This window comes from Thalassospira alkalitolerans, assembly GCF_002115745.1.
Classification (GTDB): Bacteria; Pseudomonadota; Alphaproteobacteria; order Rhodospirillales; family Thalassospiraceae; genus Thalassospira; species Thalassospira alkalitolerans.
In genome coordinates this window covers 12,540-31,383 of sequence record NZ_JFKB01000009.1, presented here as the reverse complement: position 1 = coordinate 31,383, position 18,844 = coordinate 12,540, and the positions used below count along the sequence as shown (strand labels likewise).

At 52.1% G+C, this 18,844-nt stretch carries 17 protein-coding genes and 1 tRNA gene; 10 read left to right on the top strand and 8 right to left on the bottom strand.

Features of this window, described 5'->3' with window-relative positions; translation table 11 throughout:
* Nucleotides 1-15: 15 nt before the first annotated feature.
* Nucleotides 16-615, top strand: a complete 600-nt coding sequence (locus TALK_RS13625) for a DUF2889 domain-containing protein (RefSeq protein ID WP_085619691.1) — start codon at nt 16-18, stop codon at nt 613-615.
* Between the two features lie 181 nt (nt 616-796).
* A complete protein-coding gene (locus TALK_RS13620; RefSeq protein ID WP_245829901.1) occupies nt 797-2,062 on the top strand; it encodes a type 2 periplasmic-binding domain-containing protein in 1,266 nt (421 codons plus the stop codon).
* A gap of 33 nt (nt 2,063-2,095) precedes the next feature.
* On the opposite strand, the gene TALK_RS13615 is transcribed toward TALK_RS13620, so the two are convergent.
* From TALK_RS13615 to TALK_RS13605, 3 genes are all read right to left on the bottom strand, one after another.
* Nucleotides 2,096-2,710, bottom strand: coding sequence for a c-type cytochrome (locus TALK_RS13615; protein ID WP_085619689.1), 615 nt, complete (start codon nt 2,708-2,710; stop codon nt 2,096-2,098).
* Entirely contained in the window at nt 2,710-3,963 is a 1,254-nt protein-coding gene (locus TALK_RS13610; RefSeq protein ID WP_085619688.1) for a PQQ-dependent sugar dehydrogenase, read from the bottom strand. Before TALK_RS13610 ends, TALK_RS13615 begins: the two co-directional genes overlap by 1 nt.
* Before the next feature lie 156 nt (nt 3,964-4,119).
* On the bottom strand, nt 4,120-4,407 hold the full coding sequence (locus TALK_RS13605) for a BolA family protein (protein ID WP_085619687.1): 288 nt from the start codon (nt 4,405-4,407) through the stop codon (nt 4,120-4,122).
* A 160-nt stretch (nt 4,408-4,567) separates the two neighbouring features.
* Between TALK_RS13605 and TALK_RS13600 the strand changes: the two genes are divergently transcribed.
* The 5 genes from TALK_RS13600 (at nt 4,568) to TALK_RS13580 (ending at nt 11,586) form a co-directional block, all read left to right on the top strand.
* Nucleotides 4,568-5,212: a DnaJ domain-containing protein gene (locus tag TALK_RS13600; protein ID WP_085619686.1), complete on the top strand. Its 645-nt coding sequence runs from the start codon at nt 4,568-4,570 to the stop codon at nt 5,210-5,212.
* 198 nt (nt 5,213-5,410) lie between these two features.
* Entirely contained in the window at nt 5,411-6,418 is a 1,008-nt protein-coding gene (gene cobS, locus TALK_RS13595) for a cobaltochelatase subunit CobS (protein WP_085619685.1), read from the top strand.
* Between the two features lie 56 nt (nt 6,419-6,474).
* Nucleotides 6,475-8,391 carry a cobaltochelatase subunit CobT gene (gene cobT / locus TALK_RS13590; protein WP_085619684.1) on the top strand — a complete coding sequence of 639 codons (1,917 nt, stop codon included), beginning with the start codon at nt 6,475-6,477 and terminating at the stop codon, nt 8,389-8,391.
* A gap of 24 nt (nt 8,392-8,415) precedes the next feature.
* Nucleotides 8,416-9,255 carry a tRNA glutamyl-Q(34) synthetase GluQRS gene (gene gluQRS, locus TALK_RS13585; protein ID WP_085619868.1) on the top strand — a complete coding sequence of 280 codons (840 nt, stop codon included), beginning with the start codon at nt 8,416-8,418 and terminating at the stop codon, nt 9,253-9,255.
* 264 nt (nt 9,256-9,519) lie between these two features.
* Nucleotides 9,520-11,586 (top strand): putative bifunctional diguanylate cyclase/phosphodiesterase, encoded by a 2,067-nt coding sequence (locus TALK_RS13580; protein ID WP_085619683.1) that lies wholly within the window; start codon nt 9,520-9,522, stop codon nt 11,584-11,586.
* Between the two features lie 92 nt (nt 11,587-11,678).
* On the opposite strand, the gene TALK_RS13575 is transcribed toward TALK_RS13580, so the two are convergent.
* Nucleotides 11,679-11,867: a hypothetical protein gene (locus TALK_RS13575; protein WP_085619682.1), complete on the bottom strand. Its 189-nt coding sequence runs from the start codon at nt 11,865-11,867 to the stop codon at nt 11,679-11,681.
* 432 nt (nt 11,868-12,299) lie between these two features.
* Between TALK_RS13575 and rpmB the strand changes: the two genes are divergently transcribed.
* Together rpmB and TALK_RS13560 are read left to right on the top strand one after the other, a co-directional pair.
* Nucleotides 12,300-12,593: a 50S ribosomal protein L28 gene (rpmB, locus tag TALK_RS13570; RefSeq protein WP_085619681.1), complete on the top strand. Its 294-nt coding sequence runs from the start codon at nt 12,300-12,302 to the stop codon at nt 12,591-12,593.
* A gap of 368 nt (nt 12,594-12,961) precedes the next feature.
* The gene (locus TALK_RS13560) at nt 12,962-13,528 is read left to right on the top strand and encodes an HNH endonuclease (protein ID WP_085619679.1); all 567 of its coding nucleotides are present in this window, start codon (nt 12,962-12,964) and stop codon (nt 13,526-13,528) included.
* A gap of 100 nt (nt 13,529-13,628) precedes the next feature.
* On the opposite strand, the gene TALK_RS13555 is transcribed toward TALK_RS13560, so the two are convergent.
* From TALK_RS13555 to TALK_RS13535, 4 genes are all read right to left on the bottom strand, one after another.
* Complete coding sequence (locus TALK_RS13555) at nt 13,629-15,779, bottom strand: TonB-dependent siderophore receptor (protein WP_085619678.1); 2,151 nt, start codon at nt 15,777-15,779, stop codon at nt 13,629-13,631.
* A 148-nt stretch (nt 15,780-15,927) separates the two neighbouring features.
* A complete protein-coding gene (locus TALK_RS13550) occupies nt 15,928-16,815 on the bottom strand; it encodes an AraC family transcriptional regulator (RefSeq protein ID WP_085619677.1) in 888 nt (295 codons plus the stop codon).
* Between the two features lie 261 nt (nt 16,816-17,076).
* Entirely contained in the window at nt 17,077-17,583 is a 507-nt protein-coding gene (locus TALK_RS13540) for a disulfide bond formation protein B (RefSeq protein WP_085619675.1), read from the bottom strand.
* A 78-nt stretch (nt 17,584-17,661) separates the two neighbouring features.
* On the bottom strand, nt 17,662-18,249 hold the full coding sequence (locus tag TALK_RS13535) for a YqaA family protein (protein ID WP_085619674.1): 588 nt from the start codon (nt 18,247-18,249) through the stop codon (nt 17,662-17,664).
* A gap of 239 nt (nt 18,250-18,488) precedes the next feature.
* Between TALK_RS13535 and TALK_RS13530 the strand changes: the two genes are divergently transcribed.
* Nucleotides 18,489-18,574, top strand: a tRNA-Leu gene (locus tag TALK_RS13530).
* Nucleotides 18,575-18,844 lie beyond the last annotated feature (270 nt).

The window sequence follows — 18,844 nt, the reverse complement described above, 5'->3', positions numbered from 1 at the left end:
AAAGGAGAGAACGCCATGCCCCTATCCAGTCCCGCCGAACGTGATCATATCCATACCCGCAAGATTACCTGTACCGGGTATCGTCGAAAGGACGGTCTTTGGGATATCGAAGGCCATATTACCGATACCAAGACATATGGGTTCGAAAACAATGATCGCGGCGAAATTCCACCTGGTGTGCCGATCCATGAAATGTGGCTGCGAATCACGGTGAGGGACGACATGGTTATCCATGCCGCCGAAGCCGTAACCGACCACGCGCCGTTCAGTGCTTGTGACGAGATCGCGCCGAACTATGAAAATCTGGTCGGGCTTAAGATCGGACCGGGTTTAAAACAGCAAATCCGCGAAAAGGTCGGTGGTATTTACGGCTGTACCCATCTGACCGAACTGATGGGGCCGGTGGCAACAACGGCGTTTCAGACAATCTTTCCGATCCGCGTGCGTGAGGCTGAAGAACGGCGAAAACAGGCCGAACAAGATGGTGCGACGTCCGGCCCGTCCAGAAAACGGCGTTCCCCGTTGGTCAATAGTTGCCATGGCTGGCGCAGTGATGGCGCCGCGGTCAAGCGGATCGCCCCGGATATGTATACTGGCGACCCGTCATCTGGATGACCCCTAATACCCTGATCTTTGCCGGTTCTCGGAAATCACGCATATTGGTATTATCTTGTATCAGGGAAAGTCGCGCCTAATATTGATTACCGCAACAGTTCGTTGAAATGTCAGGTGTTGAATGAAGCGCCAAGAATATGCACAAGGTCGGATTTCTTACAGGCGATCTGTGTATGCCTGCATGCGCAGTACGTTGCTGTTCCTGATTGCGTATTATGGTGCAATCATCTTTCCTTCGTTCGATGCGCAGACCCAGACCGCACTTGATGAAGAACCGTTTATGATCCTTCAAACCAATCTGCAGCCCCCCTATCAGCAGCTTCAGGATGGTATTCTTCAGGGTTATTCGATCACGGTTTTAAACTGCGCATTTGACCGGATCGGCGTCAGTTACGGAATAGCAATTGCGCCGCGTCAGCGTAACCGTGAAATGGTGCGTAATGGCCAGGCGGATGGCTTCTTTCTTGCCCGCATCAGTCCGTTAATGGATGAATATGCCGATCCGTCTTTACCGCTTGCGCTGGAAAAATGGGTATGGGTTTCCGGGGTTGATCAGAAGCATAGCGCCGCCAAGAGCCCAACACCGGAAAGCCTTGTATCGGTTGCAGGGATACTGGGGTCTAACGAAGCTGAATGGCTAGCCGAACAGGATTATCAGGATATTGCAAAGGTACCGTCGATCAATTCGCTGATCTCGCAGGTCCTGATTGGGCGGGTTGAATATGCGCTGGTTGATAAACAAACCTTTGAAGCCGCCCGTGATGATATGGGCTATGACGCAAGTCAGTTTAACCTGACATTTGAACGTTATGCCCCGCTTGTTGTCTATTTCGGGCGCGAATATACCCAGCGCAATCCCAACCTGATTGCCGGGCTGAATGATGCATTGCGCAATTGTGAAACGCTGCCGATGCGCCTTGAAGATTGGGAACGCGAATTGATCCTGCGCCAGCAATTGCCGGTAATCCGTGAAATGGCACGTGATCCGGAACTGCTTGCCAAGGTAAAGGCCGAATTGGCCAAGCCGGAAATGCGTTCAGGTGCCGTGGCGGAACTTGATCAGGAATGGCGTGATCACAGTTTACGCGGTGCGACCAGCGCCAAGGCAACCGAGACTTTGCAAAACCCGCTTTCGACGGTTCTTGCGACCTTTCATGATATCCATGCCGATAACATGGCCGAGATTTTTGTTTTCAAGGCAAGCGGCGCGATTGTTGGTATGAGTCGGTTGACGTCTGATTTTGATCAGTCAGATGAACCGAAGTTCAAGGTCGTTCTGGATCAGGACCCTGATCAGATCCAAATCGCCGATATCTATTTCGATGGATCAACCCGGGCGTTTTTGTCGCAAGTTACAGTACCTGTTGTTGATCCGGAAAATGGCAAGGTCATTGCGGCGATGACCGTCGGGCTTGATGTTTCCGCAGCCCTTCGCCCTGATAGTTAGGGTCAGGACCTTAGGTCCTGACTAGGAGGGGGGTTACTTTGATGGCGTTGGGTCGGAAATCTTGATGCTGATTGCACTATACCAGTCCGATGCCGCATGCATTTCAGACTCGGTTAGTTCCGATGCAATCGGTGTCATGATGTCGTGATGTCGTTTGCCGGTTTGAAATGCCTTGAGTTGTGTTTCGATATAAATATTGGTTTCGCCCGCAAGATTGGGGGCATCCGGTATTTCGGAAAGGCCGGTTGTGCCATGACAGGCAATGCAAAGTTCAGGCGCATCGTCTTCGGTTTTTCCGGTAGGAAGTACCGCGGTGATTTCGAAATGATTATACCAGGCTGCAACATCAGAAATCTGTTGGTCGGTTAAACTGCTTGCCACGACGGTCATCATTTCATGCACCCGTCGACCGTCGCGAAAGGCATGTAGCTGTGACTTGATGTATTCTATCGGTTCACCGCCGATATGGGGCGCAATCGGGATGCGCGATTTCCCATCTAGTCCATGACAGGTTCGGCAAATGCCGGCAACTTTTCGACCGGCGTCGGTATTGGTGTTTGTACTGGCATCCTGTGCCAAAGAATCCCCGGCGGGCAAAAGCCCGCCGAGAAGGGTAAAGCCGAGAAGGGTAAAAACGACAATCCGCATTATTTGCCCTCGTACCAGATGCGATAAAGCGCACCGGTAAGATCATCAGATACAATCAGCGACCCATCGCGCAGTTGGGCAACATCAACCGGGCGGCCAAGATATTCGTCGTTTTCATCGATCCATCCTTCGGCAAAGGGTTCGGTTCGGGCATTGCCGTCACTATCGATGAAGGTCACCATGACCCGTGCGCCAACCGGTGTGGTGCGGTTCCAAGACCCATGCTGGGCCGAGAAGATTGCATTGCTGTATTTCCCGGGGAACATCTTGCCCGTATAGAACGTCATTCCCAGATCGGCGGCATGTGCAACGGTTGCAACGGCTGGCATCACCACGTCATAGGGGACTTCTTCACCGGCATATTCGTTGGTGCGAACATCACCGCCGCCATACCATGGATGCCCGAAATGCTGACCGGCGGCGGTCTGGTGATTGATTTCACCGGGTGGAATATCATCACCCATTCCGTCGACCTGATTATCCGTCCACCATAGTTCGCCGGTTTGCGGATGGAAGTCATGTCCGACCGAGTTTCGAACGCCATAGGTATAAACCTCGCGTCCGGTGCCATCGGTGTTGATCCGGATGATTCCGCCCATTCCTTGTTCCCGATAAAGATCAAGTTTGTCCTTGGGGGCAACGTTGAACGGCTGACCCAACGAGATATAAAGTTTGCCATCCGGGCCGATTTTGCAAACACGTGCCGTGTGATTATAGCTTTCTTCTGATGGCGGGATCAGATCGCCCTGTTTGACCACATTGAACGCGGCAACATCCGGGCTTTCATAGAAAAATTCGGCCGCCGGGAATGTCAGCACCCGGTTTTGTTCCGCAATATAAAGCATCCCGTCGGGCGAAAAACATGGCCCGTTTGGAATGGCAAAGCGTAGGGACGGCGCGAAATCCTTGACCTCGTCGGCGACGCGATCCTTGTTGCGGTCGGTAACCGACCAAACCTTGTCCTTGCGCGTGCCGACAAAGACGACAACCCCCTGTGGGCCAACGGCAATGTGACGTGCGTCGGGGACAACGGCATAAAGGCCGATCTTGAAGCCCGCGGGCAGGGAAATCCGTTCGAGTGTCTTTTTAATGCCAGCAGCATAATCACCACCCTGCTCGATCCGGGTAAATTCGGTGGTTCCTGTGGACTGGAAATTGGATAGTTTTTCAAGATTGTCCGGGGCTGGAGCCTGCGCATAGGCTGTGCCGGATACAAACAGGGCGACGGTCGCCCCGAGAAGGCGCGTTTTCATCACGTAGTCCTCCCGTTTTTTGGTATCGGACGTCGGTCTGGCCGCCGCCCGTGTCGCATATCCAAAACTGCACATGCAACTTGTGTAGTTTTTATGCGCCCAAAATAAACGGTCGTCTAAGTTGATTTCACGATGTGGAATAAACGCTATTGGATTTTAGGTTGCCGTTGCTGTTGCATATTCGGCGGGTGTCATGGTTTTCAGGGCCAGCGCATGAACGCGATCTTTTAGAAGCTGATCAAGTGCACCATAAACCAGCCGTTGACGGTTGACGCGGCTTTCACCAACGAATTTGTCGGACACGATCAACACGGAAAAATGTGATTCGCCACGCGGGTCGGCACCGGAATGGCCGGCATGTTTTGACGAATCGTCGATAATGTCGAGTTTCGTAGGCGTAAATTCCGTCGTCAGGATGTCTTGAATTTGTTGGGCTATCTGCATGACAATGGCCTCTTATTTCTAATTGCTTCACATTGATGACTGTGAAAAAGGAACTGTTGGCGCTGTTCTGGCACGCAAAGGCAGTTTTTCAAGCCTTTTATCGCATTTAAACGGCTCGTATGATATTGCGAAGTCCGACATTTGGAACATATAGACGCAGATGAGCCGAGGCCAACGCAACAAGCGCAAAACTCTTTACCATGAAGAACCCATCCTGCCTGAATGTGAGTGGCCGGGATGCGAGGGGCATGGCGAATTTCGTGCGCCCAAGGATCGCAAGCTTCGGGAATACTATAAGTTCTGTCTGGACCATGTTCGCGAATACAATAAGTCATGGAACTATTATGCCGGGATGAAAGCTGAAGACATTGAAAGCGATGTCCGCCGCGATACCCATTGGCAACGGCCAACCTGGCAGTTTGGTCATATACGTGGTGCGAAAAAGCCGTTTAATTTTAAATTCAACGACGGGTTCGGATTTTTTAACGAAGACGGCGAACAAAGTCATCACGGACCCGGTGCGGATCCGGCCGGTGATCGCAAACGCAAAGCCGATGAAGCACAGCGTCGCGCCGGTGCGATGGGCATGCCTGCCGAACAACAGCAAGCTATGGCGACACTTGACCTTGGCTGGCCGTTTTCCAAGGACGAGCTGAAATCAAAATACAAAGCGTTGTCCAAGAAACATCATCCCGACGCGAATGGCGGGGACAAGGTCGCCGAAGAAAGGTTCAAGAAAATCAGCGCCGCGTATTCGTCGTTGACCCGATATATTCGCGATCTTGAGGAGCGGGTGCCGCTTTGATTATTTGCCTCGGAAGGCAGATTTTTAAAAATCTGCCTTGCAAATCGCGGCTTAGAACCTTTCACTGAGCGATCCTTTTGCCGCGATAGAGCTTTTTTGCGTATCTTCCCTTTGTCCCGCGCATCTTAGCCGCTATTAATGAACCAGTTTCTGTGAAGCGAGACCGCGTCACCGGTCCGATAAATTGCGCGAGTACTTATGAGCCAAGGTTACGAGACGACAGGTGTAGCTGCCGAACATCCGTTGGATGCACCCGACATCAAAATCTCCGTGCGCGAAGCGTTCGGAATTGATTCCGATATGGAAGTCCCGGCTTTCAGCCAGGGAAGCGAACATGTTCCCAATATTGATCCGACCTATCGGTTCGATCGCGATACCACAATGGCCATTCTGGCGGGCTTTACCCATAACCGCCGGGTAATGATCCAAGGGTATCACGGGACAGGAAAATCAACCCATATCGAACAAGTTGCGGCACGCCTGAACTGGCCGTGTGTTCGTGTGAACCTTGATAGCCACATTTCGCGTATCGATCTGATTGGTAAGGACGCCATTGTTTTGCGCGATGGCAAACAGATCACGGAATTCCGCGAAGGTATTCTGCCCTGGGCTCTGAAACGTCCGGTCGCGATGGTATTTGACGAATACGATGCCGGTCGTCCTGATGTGATGTTTGTGATCCAGCGCGTTCTGGAAGTTGATGGCAAGCTGACCCTGCTTGATCAGAACAAGGTCATCCATCCCCATCCGAATTTCCGCCTGTTCGCAACGTCGAATACGGTTGGTCTTGGTGATACGACGGGGCTTTATCATGGCACCCAGCAGATCAATCAGGCGCAAATGGACCGTTGGTCCGTGGTTGCGACTCTGAACTATCTGTCGGTCGCTGATGAAACCAATATCGTAACCGCCAAGGTTCCGAGTTTTGATACTCCGGAAGGTCGTCAAAAGATCGAAGCAATGGTTGCGTTGGCCAACCTGACACGTCAGGGATTCATTGCGGGCGATATATCAACCGTCATGAGCCCGCGTACTGTGATTACGCTGGCTGAAAACGTCGAGATTTTCGAGGACATGTCTTATGCGTTTCGCGTGACGTTCCTTAATCGTTGCGACGAGGTCGAACGTCCGATCCTGGCTGAATATTATCAGCGGTGCTTTGGTGAGGAATTGCCAGAGGAAGCCATCAATGTGATGGTCCGTTAAGGACCGTCACATTGTTAAAGAAAATCGGCGACCTGATTCCAGAAGCGAGTAGTGCGATGAAAAATGATGAAGCGCTATCCGGATTTTTGCGCGGCACAGCGGCGACGTTTCGCGCGCTTGCCGGGCGCAACGATCTTGAAGTCGGCTTTGTCAAAGGCGGCCGGGCGGGTGGTTATGGTGAACATGTCCGTCTGCCAATGCCCAAACAGGCCCTGCCCAAGGACGAGGTCGCCGATCTGCGCGGTATTGCCGATGGCTGGGCCCTGAAACTGCGTCATCATGATATCGCCCTGCATGCGCGGCGGATGCCCGAAACCGCCGACGCGCAGGCTGTTTATGATGCGCTGGAAACGGCCCGTTGCGAGGCCGTCGGATCGCGCTATTTTCCCGGCGTGCGTAAAAATCTGCACGAACATGCCAATCAGGAATGCCGTGCTAAAAACTTTCATCGCCTGACCGCACGCGAAGATGCCCCCTTTGCCGATGCCATTGGCATGATGGCGCGTGAAATATTTACCGGCGAACCGGCCCCGGATTCGGCGCGCCCTTTGATTGATCTGTGGCGTGCGCATATCGAAGAAAATGCCGGCACCGACCTGTCTGATCTGCGCGATGTGCTTGACGATCAGGATGCCTTTGCACGTGGTCTTCGCCGTTTGCTGGACCATTTGTCGCTGGAAGACGATATCGACGACGCCCCGCCTGAAAAAGAAGGCGATGACGAAGACGAAAAAGAAGGCGAAACCGACCCGGACGAGGAACTTGACAGCCAGGGCGGTCAGCAGGGGCAGGCGGATGATTCTGATCCCAATGGTGATGATCAGCAACAAGATGCCGGTACCGAAGAAGCCGAAGCCGGTGAAGGTGATATCGACGATCAGCAGCTTGAAGCCATGTCGCAGGAAGAACAGCCTGCTGGTCCGGGCGAACAACCGGAATTTGATGGTCGCAATGAGCCGATTGAACGTGGTTACGAACCCTTCACCCGCGAATTTGATGAAATCGTCACCGCTGATGAATTGTGTGAAGGTTTGGAGCTGTCGCGTTTGCGCGCCATGCTGGATAAGCAACTGGCGAATTTGCAGAACGTTGTTTCGCGTCTTGCCAATCGGTTACAGCGCCGCCTGATGGCGCAGCAAAACCGGGGTTGGGACTTCGATCTGGAAGAAGGCATTCTTGATGCCGCAAAGCTGGCACGTATCGTGTCAACACCGTCAACCTCATTGTCGTTCAAGCAGGAACAAGATACCAATTTCCGCGATACAGTCGTGACCCTGTTGATCGATAATTCCGGTTCCATGCGCGGGCGGCCGATCACGATTGCGGCGTTGTCGGCTGATATTCTGGCGCGCACGCTGGAACGTTGCGGGGTGAAGGTCGAAATTCTTGGTTTTACCACCCGGCAATGGAAAGGCGGTCAATCGCGTGAAAGATGGGTTGAAAATGGCAAGCCGCCAAAACCGGGCCGCCTGAACGATCTGCGCCACATTATCTATAAGGCGGCCGATACCCCGTGGCGCCGTGCGCGTAAGAACCTTGGCCTGATGCTGCGCGAAGGTTTGCTTAAGGAAAATATCGATGGCGAGGCCCTGCTGTGGGCGCATGAACGCCTTTTGAGCCGTTCGGAACAACGCCGTATCTTGATGGTGATTTCCGATGGCGCGCCGGTTGATGACTCGACCCTGTCGGTAAATTCCGGAAATTATCTGGAACGTCATTTGCGCGAAGTCATCGACTGGATTCAGACCCGTTCCCCCGTCGAATTGCTTGCCATCGGGATCGGTCACGATGTGACGCGCTATTATCAGCGTGCCGTGACGATTAATGATCCGGAAGAGCTTGGTGGCACCATGCTCCGCGAACTGTCTGATCTGTTTGATGAGCAGGGTGCACGTCAGTCAAAGCGTCCCCTGCGTCATGTTCCGGCAGATACGCCAAAAGATAAAGTAACCGGCGATCGCGATCGTTGGTAGGTGGCCGGTGGTGATGAGGCATACATGACAACCATCACCCGCTTTGCCCCCAGTCCGACAGGATATTTGCATCTTGGGCATGCCGCATCGGCTTTGTTTTGTGCAAAACAGGCCGGGGCACAAGGCCGTTTTCTTTTGCGGATCGAGGATATCGATCAAACCCGTGTGCGCCCGGAATTTGTTGATGCGATTTATGAAGACCTTTCTTGGCTGGGCCTAAGCTGGGAAAAGCCGGTTCGTGTTCAGTCGCAGCATTTCGATGATTATCAGATGGTGTTGGATCGGCTGGGGGATATGGGGTTGCTATATCCCTGTTTTTGTACCCGAAAAGAAATCCAGACCGAAGTCGCACGGATTGCCAATGCACCACATGGTCCGGATGGTGTGCTTTATCCCGGAACGTGTCGCCATTGCACCGTTGATGAACGTAAAGACCGCATTGCTGCGGGGGAAAGCTATGCTTTGCGTCTGGATATGACGCGCGCAATCAAACAGGCGACGGGACCGTTGTTTTGGTATGATCGCAAGGCTGGCAAACAGCACGCAACACCGGAAATCTTTGGTGACGTCGTGTTGGCGCGCAAGGAAACGCCGACCAGTTATCATCTGTCGGTCACCCATGACGATCATATACAGGCTATCAACCTGATTACACGCGGCGAAGATCTTTTCTTTGCCAGCCACCTGCATCGGCTGTTGCAGGAAATCCTTGGCTATGATGTGCCGGAATACCATCACCACGGGCTGTTAACGGGCGCCGATGGTAAACGCTTTGCCAAGCGTGACAGGGCCAAGACCCTGCGTTCTATGCGCGAAGAAGGCATTTCGCCTGATGCTATTTGCAATCAGGTCACCGGGATTTAAATTTCGCGCTATTTTCCCCGATATTCAACGATGTTAAGCCGGTCAATGGGCGTCGAGCGGACCGGTATTCGAGATTTTCTTATCGGTAGTTTGGATCGTCAGGTTGATAAATTGCGATTGGTCTGATGGCTATCGTTGCGTTCGGGTTTATGTGAAAGGCTATATTCTATCTAGAATTAAGGAGCGGGACTGCTTACCATCCAAATGGCTAATGATGCACGCCCACGGGATAAGCGTATAAAACGGCTGTAACGGAAGTACCGGATGGGGCAGTTAACGGCCAGGATGGCCAATATCGTAAAGCGGCTGCTTTTTGATCCCGGCCACGGGCATGAAGCGGTACCGGAATTGCAAAGGAAGGTCCGGGCGGATCTTCTTGACCTTGCCTATCGTAATAACTGGTCCAACATCCTTGTAAATCTGGCAGCAGGTAGTTGTCTTGCCGGGGCTTTGTGGCTGCAGGGCGAATTTTCATATTTTACGACGATTTGGATTTCTGCAATTGTCGCCATAACGGTTATCCGATTATGGGGTGGGTATCGTTATCGGGTTAAACGTCGACTTTCTGCGACTCTTGATGATCATGAATTTCGGAAATGGCTTTTGGGTTATGCCTGCGGTGTGTGTTTGGCAGGGAGCTTTTGGGCGTTATTATCGTTATTTGATTTGCCAAATTTTGGCATCGAAAGCCGATTTCTAACTTTGATGATTTTGGCCGGGTTGTCTGGCGGAGCGACGGGGATTCTGGCCCCTATTTTTCGCGTCGGACGGTTCTATCTTGCTGTGCTGTTATTGCCGGCAATCCTTACTTTGATTGCTATGCCTGAACCGCATTATGTGCTGGTGATATTGGGTTTCGTTTTTTTGATTGTGATGTTGGAGACGCATCGCAACAATCATTTGATTTTGTATCGGTCACTTGCCCTTAAGCATGAAAATGACGGGCTGGTCGATGATTTGCGCGAAAAAAACCGGATTACTGAAAACTGGAATGCCACACTTGAGGCGCGCGTTGCCAAACGGACGCGCGAACTACGTAATCTTTTGGTGCACGATACACTGACCGGATTGCTTAACCGTGATGGCATTGTGGCTTGGTTCAAAGAAGCGCAAGGGAACCATGAAAGTCAGGCTTGCGCGGTTTTGTTCATCGACCTTGATCATTTCAAACAGATCAATGACGGGCTCAGTCACGCGATTGGTGATCTGGTGTTAAAGGAAGTTGCGACGCGCCTGCGTCAATATGTTGATGACCATCATGCCGTTGGTCGCTGGGGCGGGGATGAATTCATCATGATTCTGACCGGGCGGCGTGACAATTTGCATCAATTGGTCGAACAGGCCATCACCGAAGCCAGAGAGGCGGTTAATCGCCCGATCAATATCGTAGGTCAGACATTGCATGTCGGTTTTAGCACCGGTGTTGCCTTTGGGATGGATGACAATCCGCAAATTGCCGAGCTGATCCACAGGGCCGACCTTGCGGCGGCCGAGGTTAAAAGATCGGGTCGGGGCAGTGTATATCGCTATGACAGTACGCTTTTGGTCGAACAGGAAAGGCGCCTTGCCATCAATCAGGCGCTTCGTCAGGCGATGTCAGCGAACGAGCTGTTTCTTGAGTATCAGCCGATCATCAGGGCGGCCAATGGCGATATTTCTGCGTATGAGGTCCTGCTGCGCTGGGAGAGTGCCGATCTTGGCCGGGTGGGGCCGGATGAGTTCATTCCGATTGCCGAGGAATCGGCCCTGATTGTTGATATCGGCGAATGGGTTCTGCGCGAAGCCTGTAAAACGGTTATGGGCTGGTCCGGCTTTGGCGGTGGCCCCAAGGTTGCGGTAAATGTATCGGTGCGCCAGATCGTTGTGCCGCGCTTCGCTCGTATGGTTGAGAATCTGTTACGTGAAACTGGGTTTCCTGCCGGCCGGCTGATTATTGAGGTGACAGAATCGATCTTTGAAATTCGCCGAACTCAACTCGTTTCTGAAGTTCTTGCCGATTTGCATGATTTGGGTGTTGAGATTCATATCGATGATTTCGGGACGGGGTATTCATCATTGTCGCGTCTGCATGAAATCCGGGTGGATGCCGTTAAGATCGACAAATCCTTTGTCCTGAATATGGATGTGAATGCGCGTGCCGTGATCGAAGGTGCAATCCTGATTGCCCACCGCTTCGGGCTGGTTGTGATTGCGGAAGGCGTTGAAACCTCGCAACAGCGCGATGAACTGGCCGCGATGGGGGTTGATGCCTATCAGGGCTACTTCTTTGCGCGCCCCGCAGAGGGTGTCTGTCAGGACTTGCATTGGCAAGACACCCCTCGGAGCTTTTAAATCCCCGATTATCGGTCTGGAAAACAGATGTCCAAAAGAAAAGACCCGCCGCTGCGGCAGGGCTTTTTTATTGCCAGTTTGCTGGGGCAGAACTAGCGGCTGAAATCCAGAAGAACGAGGAAGCAGACTGGAACCAGTGCCAGTGCAACGTAAATCCAGATTGATGCGCCCGGAATTCCGAAATGCGCAAGCACATAACCTGCCAGATACAGAGCAAGGCCAATCACAGCGACCAGCAGAATGCCCAAAAGGGGCAAGGATACTTTGGAATCAGTTTTCATTTTGTGCTGTGCTCCCCAAGCGTGTGCAAAATATCAATGAACGCACCCTAACACCGATTGCGCGATGGTGTTTTGATAAGGATCAATCTGTGGGGGCGGTGCATTGTCGTGTGTCTTCCATGCTTTATATATAGGGGCAATACCGAGCCTAGGATAGAATCGACAAGATTCGTTGTTTTTAAAGATCAAAACAAAACCTCGGGTATGGTCAGGCCATGGGGAAGATCGCTTGATTTTGTGCGGTTGAGATGGGAAAAGCCATACTTGCACATGGCAATATTAAGTGAATGTGCAAAACAGGGGCTTTGTCGGGCAAAAGCACGGATGAAGGCTTGACGGCATCTACTAGAGACGGTAATAACCCGGCTCCAAGCGCGGGCCTGCATGTCAGGCCAAGCGTCATTTGCAAATTATAGACCAGGAGATCAGGTCATGGCACGTCGCTGTCCGGTATCCGGCAAAGGCGTTTTGGTCGGCATGAATGTGAGCCACGCCCACAACCGCACCAAACGTCGTTTCCTTCCGAACCTTCAGCCGGCTTCGCTGCTGAGCGAAGCGCTAGGTCGTTCGGTGCGTCTGCGTCTGACCACCAATGCGATCCGCACCATCGAAAAACGTGGTGGTCTGGATGCGTATGTACTCGGCACTTCAGCTTCCAAGCTGTCGGCAGAGATGGTGAAGATCAAACGCCAGATCAGCAAAGCTGTTGAATCAAAAGCTGCCTAAGGCACGATTTTGATTTCAGAATTACGAGGGCTCGCAAACGCGGGCCTTTCGTTTTTCAGACAAGAAATTGCCCTGTTCTGGGGCTATAAAAGGGTCGCGCATCACCGATGTGCGGCCTTTTTATTTAGCGCTATTCATCTTTGAACAGGGCGAGTCGCAGGTATTTTTGCCGGTCTTGTCTGTTTGTTGGCGACTCGGCCGCAAGCGGCATTTGCGCTTTACGGATATTGGGTTATACTTTGTTCTATCAGTGATTTACGCGACCGGGTCGCAAGGTTTGATGAATCGTCACGATATGTTCATCACCCGCGATTTTTGAACCTGCTAAATAGTGGGACCGACTCGGTAAACACGGTGGAGCGGATGGTATGCATTTATCGCCCAATGCGTGTCCGGCACTTGTCCTTAACGCCGATTTCCGGCCGTTAAGCTATTTCCCGCTGTCTTTGTGGTCCTGGCAGGATACGCTTAAGGCGGTGTTTTTGGAACGTGTTGATGTTCTTTCGGAATATGACCGCGAAGTACACTCCCCATCTCTCAAAATGAAATTGCCCAGTGTCATATCGCTGAAAGAATATGTATCGCTTAAAAGCAGCCCGGCTTTCACACGGTTTAACGTTTTCCTGCGCGATCAGTTTTCTTGTCAGTATTGCGGTGATCGCCTGCCGACAAGTGATCTGACATTCGATCATGTCATTCCGCGTTCCAAGGGGGGACGTACGAACTGGTCGAACATCGTCACGGCCTGTTCGGACTGCAACCTGTTCAAAGGCAGTCGATCGATCAATGAAGCGGGACTTCGCTTGCGCAGGACGCCAGACCAGCCCAGCATGTACGAGCTTCAGACCACCGGTCGCCGCTTTCCACCAAACTATCTTCATGAAAGCTGGCGGGATTTTTTGTACTGGGATACCGAACTGGAATACGATTTTTAGGGCGATTTTGGGCTATCACAGCGCAACGAAAAAAGCCGACGGGGGGCTTATTTCCCCTCCATCGGCTTTCGTATTCAGGCATTATGTGAAGCGCAGGAGTTTACCAGTTCACATTCAGCGTCAGAAGCGCTGCCCGTCCTTCGGCATAGCCACAGGCGGTCAAAGATTGACAGCCAGCAACATATTCTTTGTCCAGAAGGTTGGTGACACTCAGGTTCAAGCCCCACTGGTCTTCGACATTATAGCCGACACTGGCATCGAAGACAGTTGCCGAGGGTACTTTGTTCTGATTGGATTCATCGGCCCAGGACGAGCCTTGATAACGCATGCCGCCGCCCATGCGGAAGCCTTCCATCACGCCTTGGCGGAATGTGTAATCCAAACCAAGCGATGCTTGCTCAGTCGGTACAATGGTCGGCGTTTTGCCAATTAGCGCCTGATTTTCTTCTTTGGTAATTTCAAGATCAAACGCTGTCAGGCTTGCGCTAAATTGAAGTTCCTCGGTGAGGTTGGCCTTGGCTTCCAGTTCGATCCCTTGCGAATTTACTTCACCGAGCTGTTTTTCTGCACCATATGAGCCGGTAACGACGTTCTGGCGTGTCAGGTCAAACAATGCAGCCGTAAATAAACCGTCAAAACTTTGCGGAACGTATTTCAGGCCTGCTTCATATTGCTGCCCGGTTTCGGGTTGGAAGGCACCGTTGCTGCTTGACCCAAGTACCGGGTTAAAGAAGCTTGCGGCGCTGACATATGGCGTTAGGCCCATGTCAAAGGTGTAGGCAAGTCCGGCGCGACCTGACCATTCACCTTCGGTTTCGCTGTAATTGTTGTTGGTTGAGATGGGGTCATCGGCATTTGTGGTGATATAGTCGTAACGGCCATTAAGGGTCGTGATCCAGCCATCAGCAAAGCGGATTTGATCCTGAGCGTACAAACCAACCTGATTAAGCACAATTGTTTGATCGAGATAGGCGGTCCGAGCAACCTGCGATGCCCCATGGGCCGGGTTAAGCGGGTCGACTACGGTACCAGAACCCGAGTATTCGACGCGGTCAATATCAAATCGTTTCAAGTCGATGCCGCCCAGTACCGTGTGATCAAGCCCGGCGGTTGCGAACTGTTTTTCAAGCTGATTGTCCAGCCCGATAGAGGTTACATCGGTGCGGTGTTCAAAGCCCCAGCGTTTCAGATTGTAATCGCTGCTGCTGACATAGGTGCCCGGATAGTAATAGATTTCGTGGATGTCTATATGGCTGAGGCGGGCGTTTTGGCGGAAAGTCAGGTCGTCGCTGATATCGTGCTCAAGCTCGTAGCCGACCATGAATTGACGTCTGATATCCTTGTCCAGACCCGGTTCAGTGAAATTGGTTTCTGGATCAATTTTGCCATAGGGAGCAGCGGTAACTGTACCGACATAGGGAAGGAAGCCCAGGCCACCGTTATGGGTTCCATCGACGAATGTAAAGCTGCTTAGGAGTGTAAGGCTGGTGTCGTCATTTGGGGTCCAAAGGAAACTTGGCGCCATGGAGCCCTGAAAGCCATCGTTATCATCAGCCTGTTCATCGCCGTTGGTCATTTGACCAGTCAGACGATAGGCGGCGACATCACTGAGACGGTCGCTGATGTCGACCCCGGTTCCCAGTTTGCCGGTTTCCGTTACGCTTAGCTGAAGCTTGTGAAGCGGTTCGTCGGTGGGGCGTTTGCTGACATAGTTTATCATGCCACCGGGATTGGTGCCGCCATAAAGGACCGATGCCGCACCGCGCAGGACCTCGATCCGTTCAAGGTTGTAGTCCTTCATCAAGAATGCACCAAAGCCGTAGCCATAGTTTTGCAGGCCATCCAGATAGGAACCGGTTTGGGTGGCGTTGAAACCGCGGATGTAAACCCAGTTGGTATCGGTGTCAGAGCCATAGGGTTGTGTGAAAACACCAGCGGTATAGCGCAACGCCTCGTCGACTTTATCGACGCCGCGATCATCCATTTCTTTACGTCCGATGACGGAAACAGACTGCGGAATTTCTTCGATCGGGGTGTCGGTTTTCGAACCGGTCGCAGATTTCTTTGCGACATATCCCTGAACCGGTGAAGTCGGAGTTTCTTCTGCGTGTTCGCCGTCGACCATAATGGGATCAACGACAACTGCCTCGTCGCTGCTTTGTGCATGTGCCTGAATCGGCAGGCCGATGCAGATCATGGCAGCAGAGCCCAGCAGGAAGGATGTAAAACGCTTCTGCGTTACATTATTCATATCCGGAAAATTCCTGTGTCGGTTGTCATGTCAACGCCGTTCACGCATGCATTTTATGCGGGCGTCTTGGTGTGACATCCGATACCACGCCAATTACGGGGCGATATTGAACTGTATTTGGTCGTATTGAACGGATTTTGGCTTAATTTCAGGCGATCTGTTCTTTGCGCCATGCTCCAGGCGTTGTACCAACGATCCGCCGGAAAACACGGGTCAGATGGGCCTGATCAGCAAAGCCGACATTGGCGGCAATTCCGGCAAGCGAAGTGTCTTTTTCACTTAGCATTTCTTTTGCCCGGTCGACACGGGCTTTCATCTGCCACTGGTTTGGTGGCATGCCGGTTGACTGGCGAAAGGCCGAGCAGAAATAAGATTGTGACAGTCCTGTCAGTTGGGCCAATTCATCCAGCCGGATGGTGCGATTGCAATTTTCTTCGATGTAATCAATGGATTTTCGCAACTGGTGCGGGGCAAGGCGACCGCGTTTGCGGGGTGGTTCGTTTTCTGGTCGCGCATCAAGCAAGGCTGTCATTAAAGCGGTGACAAGGCTTTCGCCATAAAGCTGCGGACCCGCGCTGCCTATTGCGACGTCATCGGCAATCAGTTGAACCAGTGATTTGATACGTGGATCGCAAAAGCCAATGCGCGGCGTTTCAAGCATGGTCTTGTCGATGGCATAGCCCAGCGTTTTTTCGATCTGTTCGACATCCAGATGAATGTCGAGATGGCGCAAACGGCATTTTCCGTGGATTTCCGACGAAATTTCCATCCCGGCAGGGATAAAGGACAGGCAGCCTTGTTCGGGGCATGCCGCACTTGCATTATTGCCAAGGGTTCTGACCTGAAGGCGAGCATCCCCGATGCAGTCAAGAATGGCGACAAGGCGCGGCGCACGAGAGATATAGGTGCCGCCGGCGCGCTCTGCGCATTCGACATGCCAAAGATCGGAAATTGCGGCATCCCAACGATGAAAACGAAGATCGTCAAGAAGCGTGATGCCCTCGATTTGGCTGTTCATTTGTGGATGGAATGTCATGTTCGGCATTCCTGCGGTCGTCCTTATCGGGTTTTAGTGGATCCCATAATGGAAGCGCGCAAATGCATCCCGGAATCCATGTTCGAAAATCAACTGGATACGCGGAACTATAGCGAATATTTGCATGCAAACAAGAACAATTCGCATTATCAGATGTTGGGTGTGACAGGTTTTTGCGATCGACGCAGTCTTGTGCGGGGGGGGCATATGAAAAAACCCGCCAAACGTGTGTCTGGCGGGTTTTCGGAAGGATTGGAATGTTTAGCGTTTCATCCAACGTGACGGCGCGATCAGGCAGAGGATGGTCAGAGCAGCAGAAAAGAACACATTGACCGTCGGCATGGTGATGCCAAACAAGGTCCACTCGATCTTGTCGCAGCGTACGATGGGCTGTGCCATCAACTGTGCTTTTAAATCGGCAACTGTCGCCGCCCCGCTTGTCAGGCCACCGCACATTGCAGGGCCTTCCCACCAGAGCTCCTGAACCCCGACATGATAAATGGCAATGGCAGTCCCAACAGCAAAACTTGCAGCGCATAGATAGACTAATGCGCGCGCGACCCCGGGGATGCGCAAAAGCAACAATGCAAGGATTGCCAAGCCGCCTGCGGTATAGAACGGTATGCGTTGATAGAGGCACAAAATACAGGGCAACAATTTCTGTACATATTGCGCATAGAACGCAAAGCCGATACTTCCGGCAGAAATCAGGAAAATCGCAACCGGCGGCAGGGTCGGGGCGTAATGTGCGCGAAGCAATTTGATCATCGGGCCGTTCCGTTATCGTTTTTTGGTTTCACCGATTAACGGTGATTTACCGTAATTGGCTATAATTATTCGCCGTAATTAACTGTGCGGGATCAGTTTGATGGCAACAAATCCACCGACAAGAACTACGACAAATATGGTGAAAACGAGGCCAAGCCGTTTTTCGATGAAGTCGCGAATAACCGGACCAAATTTCCAGATCAGAGCCGCAATGATAAAGAACCGCAATCCACGCGCAAGAACCGATGCCACCATGAAAACCGATGGATCAAGGGCGGTGACGCCTGACAGGATCGTAATGACCTTGTATGGGAATGGTGTAACACCGGCGATAAATACCGCCCAGGCACCCCATTCATTGTAATAGTCACGGAAAGCATCAAATTTCGCGCTGTAGCCATAAAGCTGCAAAACTGGCTGGCCGATGCTTTCAAACAGGAAGTAACCGATACCATATCCGGCGATGCCACCCAGCACCGATCCAACAAGGCAAATCAGTGCAAAGCGCCATGCCCTTGTCGGGGCGGCGACAATCATCGGGATCAGCAAGACATCCGGCGGGATCGGAAAGATCGAGCTTTCGATAAACGCGATAATGAAAAGGGCGATGCCTGCATGGCGGTGTGCCGCCAGGTTCAGGGTCCAGTCATAAAGGCTGCGCAGCACGAAAATGCCCTTTGGTTTGAGTTGTGAGGTCGAAACAACGTGGCGTAATGGTCTATTATGGGCGTGATGTAACCGCATTTGAGGAAACATCACAACGGTGTTATCCGATCCAAAGTCGGACATCCAGCGCGCGCGTGAATTATGATGCAATTTTTGCGTAAAGCCCCATTGACCGCACGAAATTTACAGCTATTATCCGCCCCCACGATGGCGGGTGCGCAACGCACCCATATATGCCTGCCCCTGTGGCGGAATTGGTAGACGCGGCAGACTCAAAATCTGTTTCTCTTTGAGAGTGGGAGTTCGATTCTCCCCGGGGGCACCATCGACTTTCCCGACATTGATATACCCTCTAGAGCTCTAAAAACATTGGATTTTTTAGAGTTCAAACAGCCCGTTTCACGGGTATAAGAAAGTCGCTGATCGAAGGCCAGTCGGACGACTAAATGTCGTGCAGCAGACTCCCCTATTTTCCAACAATCATAAGGGTTTGCGAGAAATCGCATTGAGAGTTCAAACATCTCGCCGAACGGGCGTGTTGGTTCGGGCTTTTTTGCCGCTTTTCCCAGCACTATCAGCTTCTCGCGCTCCAAGA

What these genes read in the sequence shown, in the direction of transcription:
- TALK_RS13625 (WP_085619691.1), top strand. Translation starts at nt 16, where the DNA reads ATGCCCCTATCCAGTCCCGCCGAACGTGATCATATCCATACCCGCAAG.
- TALK_RS13620 (WP_245829901.1), top strand. Translation starts at nt 797, where the DNA reads ATGCGCAGTACGTTGCTGTTCCTGATTGCGTATTATGGTGCAATCATC.
- TALK_RS13615 (WP_085619689.1), bottom strand. Translation starts at nt 2,710, where the DNA reads ATGCGGATTGTCGTTTTTACCCTTCTCGGCTTTACCCTTCTCGGCGGG.
- TALK_RS13610 (WP_085619688.1), bottom strand. Translation starts at nt 3,963, where the DNA reads ATGAAAACGCGCCTTCTCGGGGCGACCGTCGCCCTGTTTGTATCCGGC.
- TALK_RS13605 (WP_085619687.1), bottom strand. Translation starts at nt 4,407, where the DNA reads ATGCAGATAGCCCAACAAATTCAAGACATCCTGACGACGGAATTTACG.
- TALK_RS13600 (WP_085619686.1), top strand. Translation starts at nt 4,568, where the DNA reads ATGAGCCGAGGCCAACGCAACAAGCGCAAAACTCTTTACCATGAAGAA.
- cobS (WP_085619685.1), top strand. Translation starts at nt 5,411, where the DNA reads ATGAGCCAAGGTTACGAGACGACAGGTGTAGCTGCCGAACATCCGTTG.
- cobT (WP_085619684.1), top strand. Translation starts at nt 6,475, where the DNA reads ATGAAAAATGATGAAGCGCTATCCGGATTTTTGCGCGGCACAGCGGCG.
- gluQRS (WP_085619868.1), top strand. Translation starts at nt 8,416, where the DNA reads ATGACAACCATCACCCGCTTTGCCCCCAGTCCGACAGGATATTTGCAT.
- TALK_RS13580 (WP_085619683.1), top strand. Translation starts at nt 9,520, where the DNA reads ATGGGGCAGTTAACGGCCAGGATGGCCAATATCGTAAAGCGGCTGCTT.
- TALK_RS13575 (WP_085619682.1), bottom strand. Translation starts at nt 11,867, where the DNA reads ATGAAAACTGATTCCAAAGTATCCTTGCCCCTTTTGGGCATTCTGCTG.
- rpmB (WP_085619681.1), top strand. Translation starts at nt 12,300, where the DNA reads ATGGCACGTCGCTGTCCGGTATCCGGCAAAGGCGTTTTGGTCGGCATG.
- TALK_RS13560 (WP_085619679.1), top strand. Translation starts at nt 12,962, where the DNA reads ATGCATTTATCGCCCAATGCGTGTCCGGCACTTGTCCTTAACGCCGAT.
- TALK_RS13555 (WP_085619678.1), bottom strand. Translation starts at nt 15,779, where the DNA reads ATGAATAATGTAACGCAGAAGCGTTTTACATCCTTCCTGCTGGGCTCT.
- TALK_RS13550 (WP_085619677.1), bottom strand. Translation starts at nt 16,815, where the DNA reads ATGACATTCCATCCACAAATGAACAGCCAAATCGAGGGCATCACGCTT.
- TALK_RS13540 (WP_085619675.1), bottom strand. Translation starts at nt 17,583, where the DNA reads ATGATCAAATTGCTTCGCGCACATTACGCCCCGACCCTGCCGCCGGTT.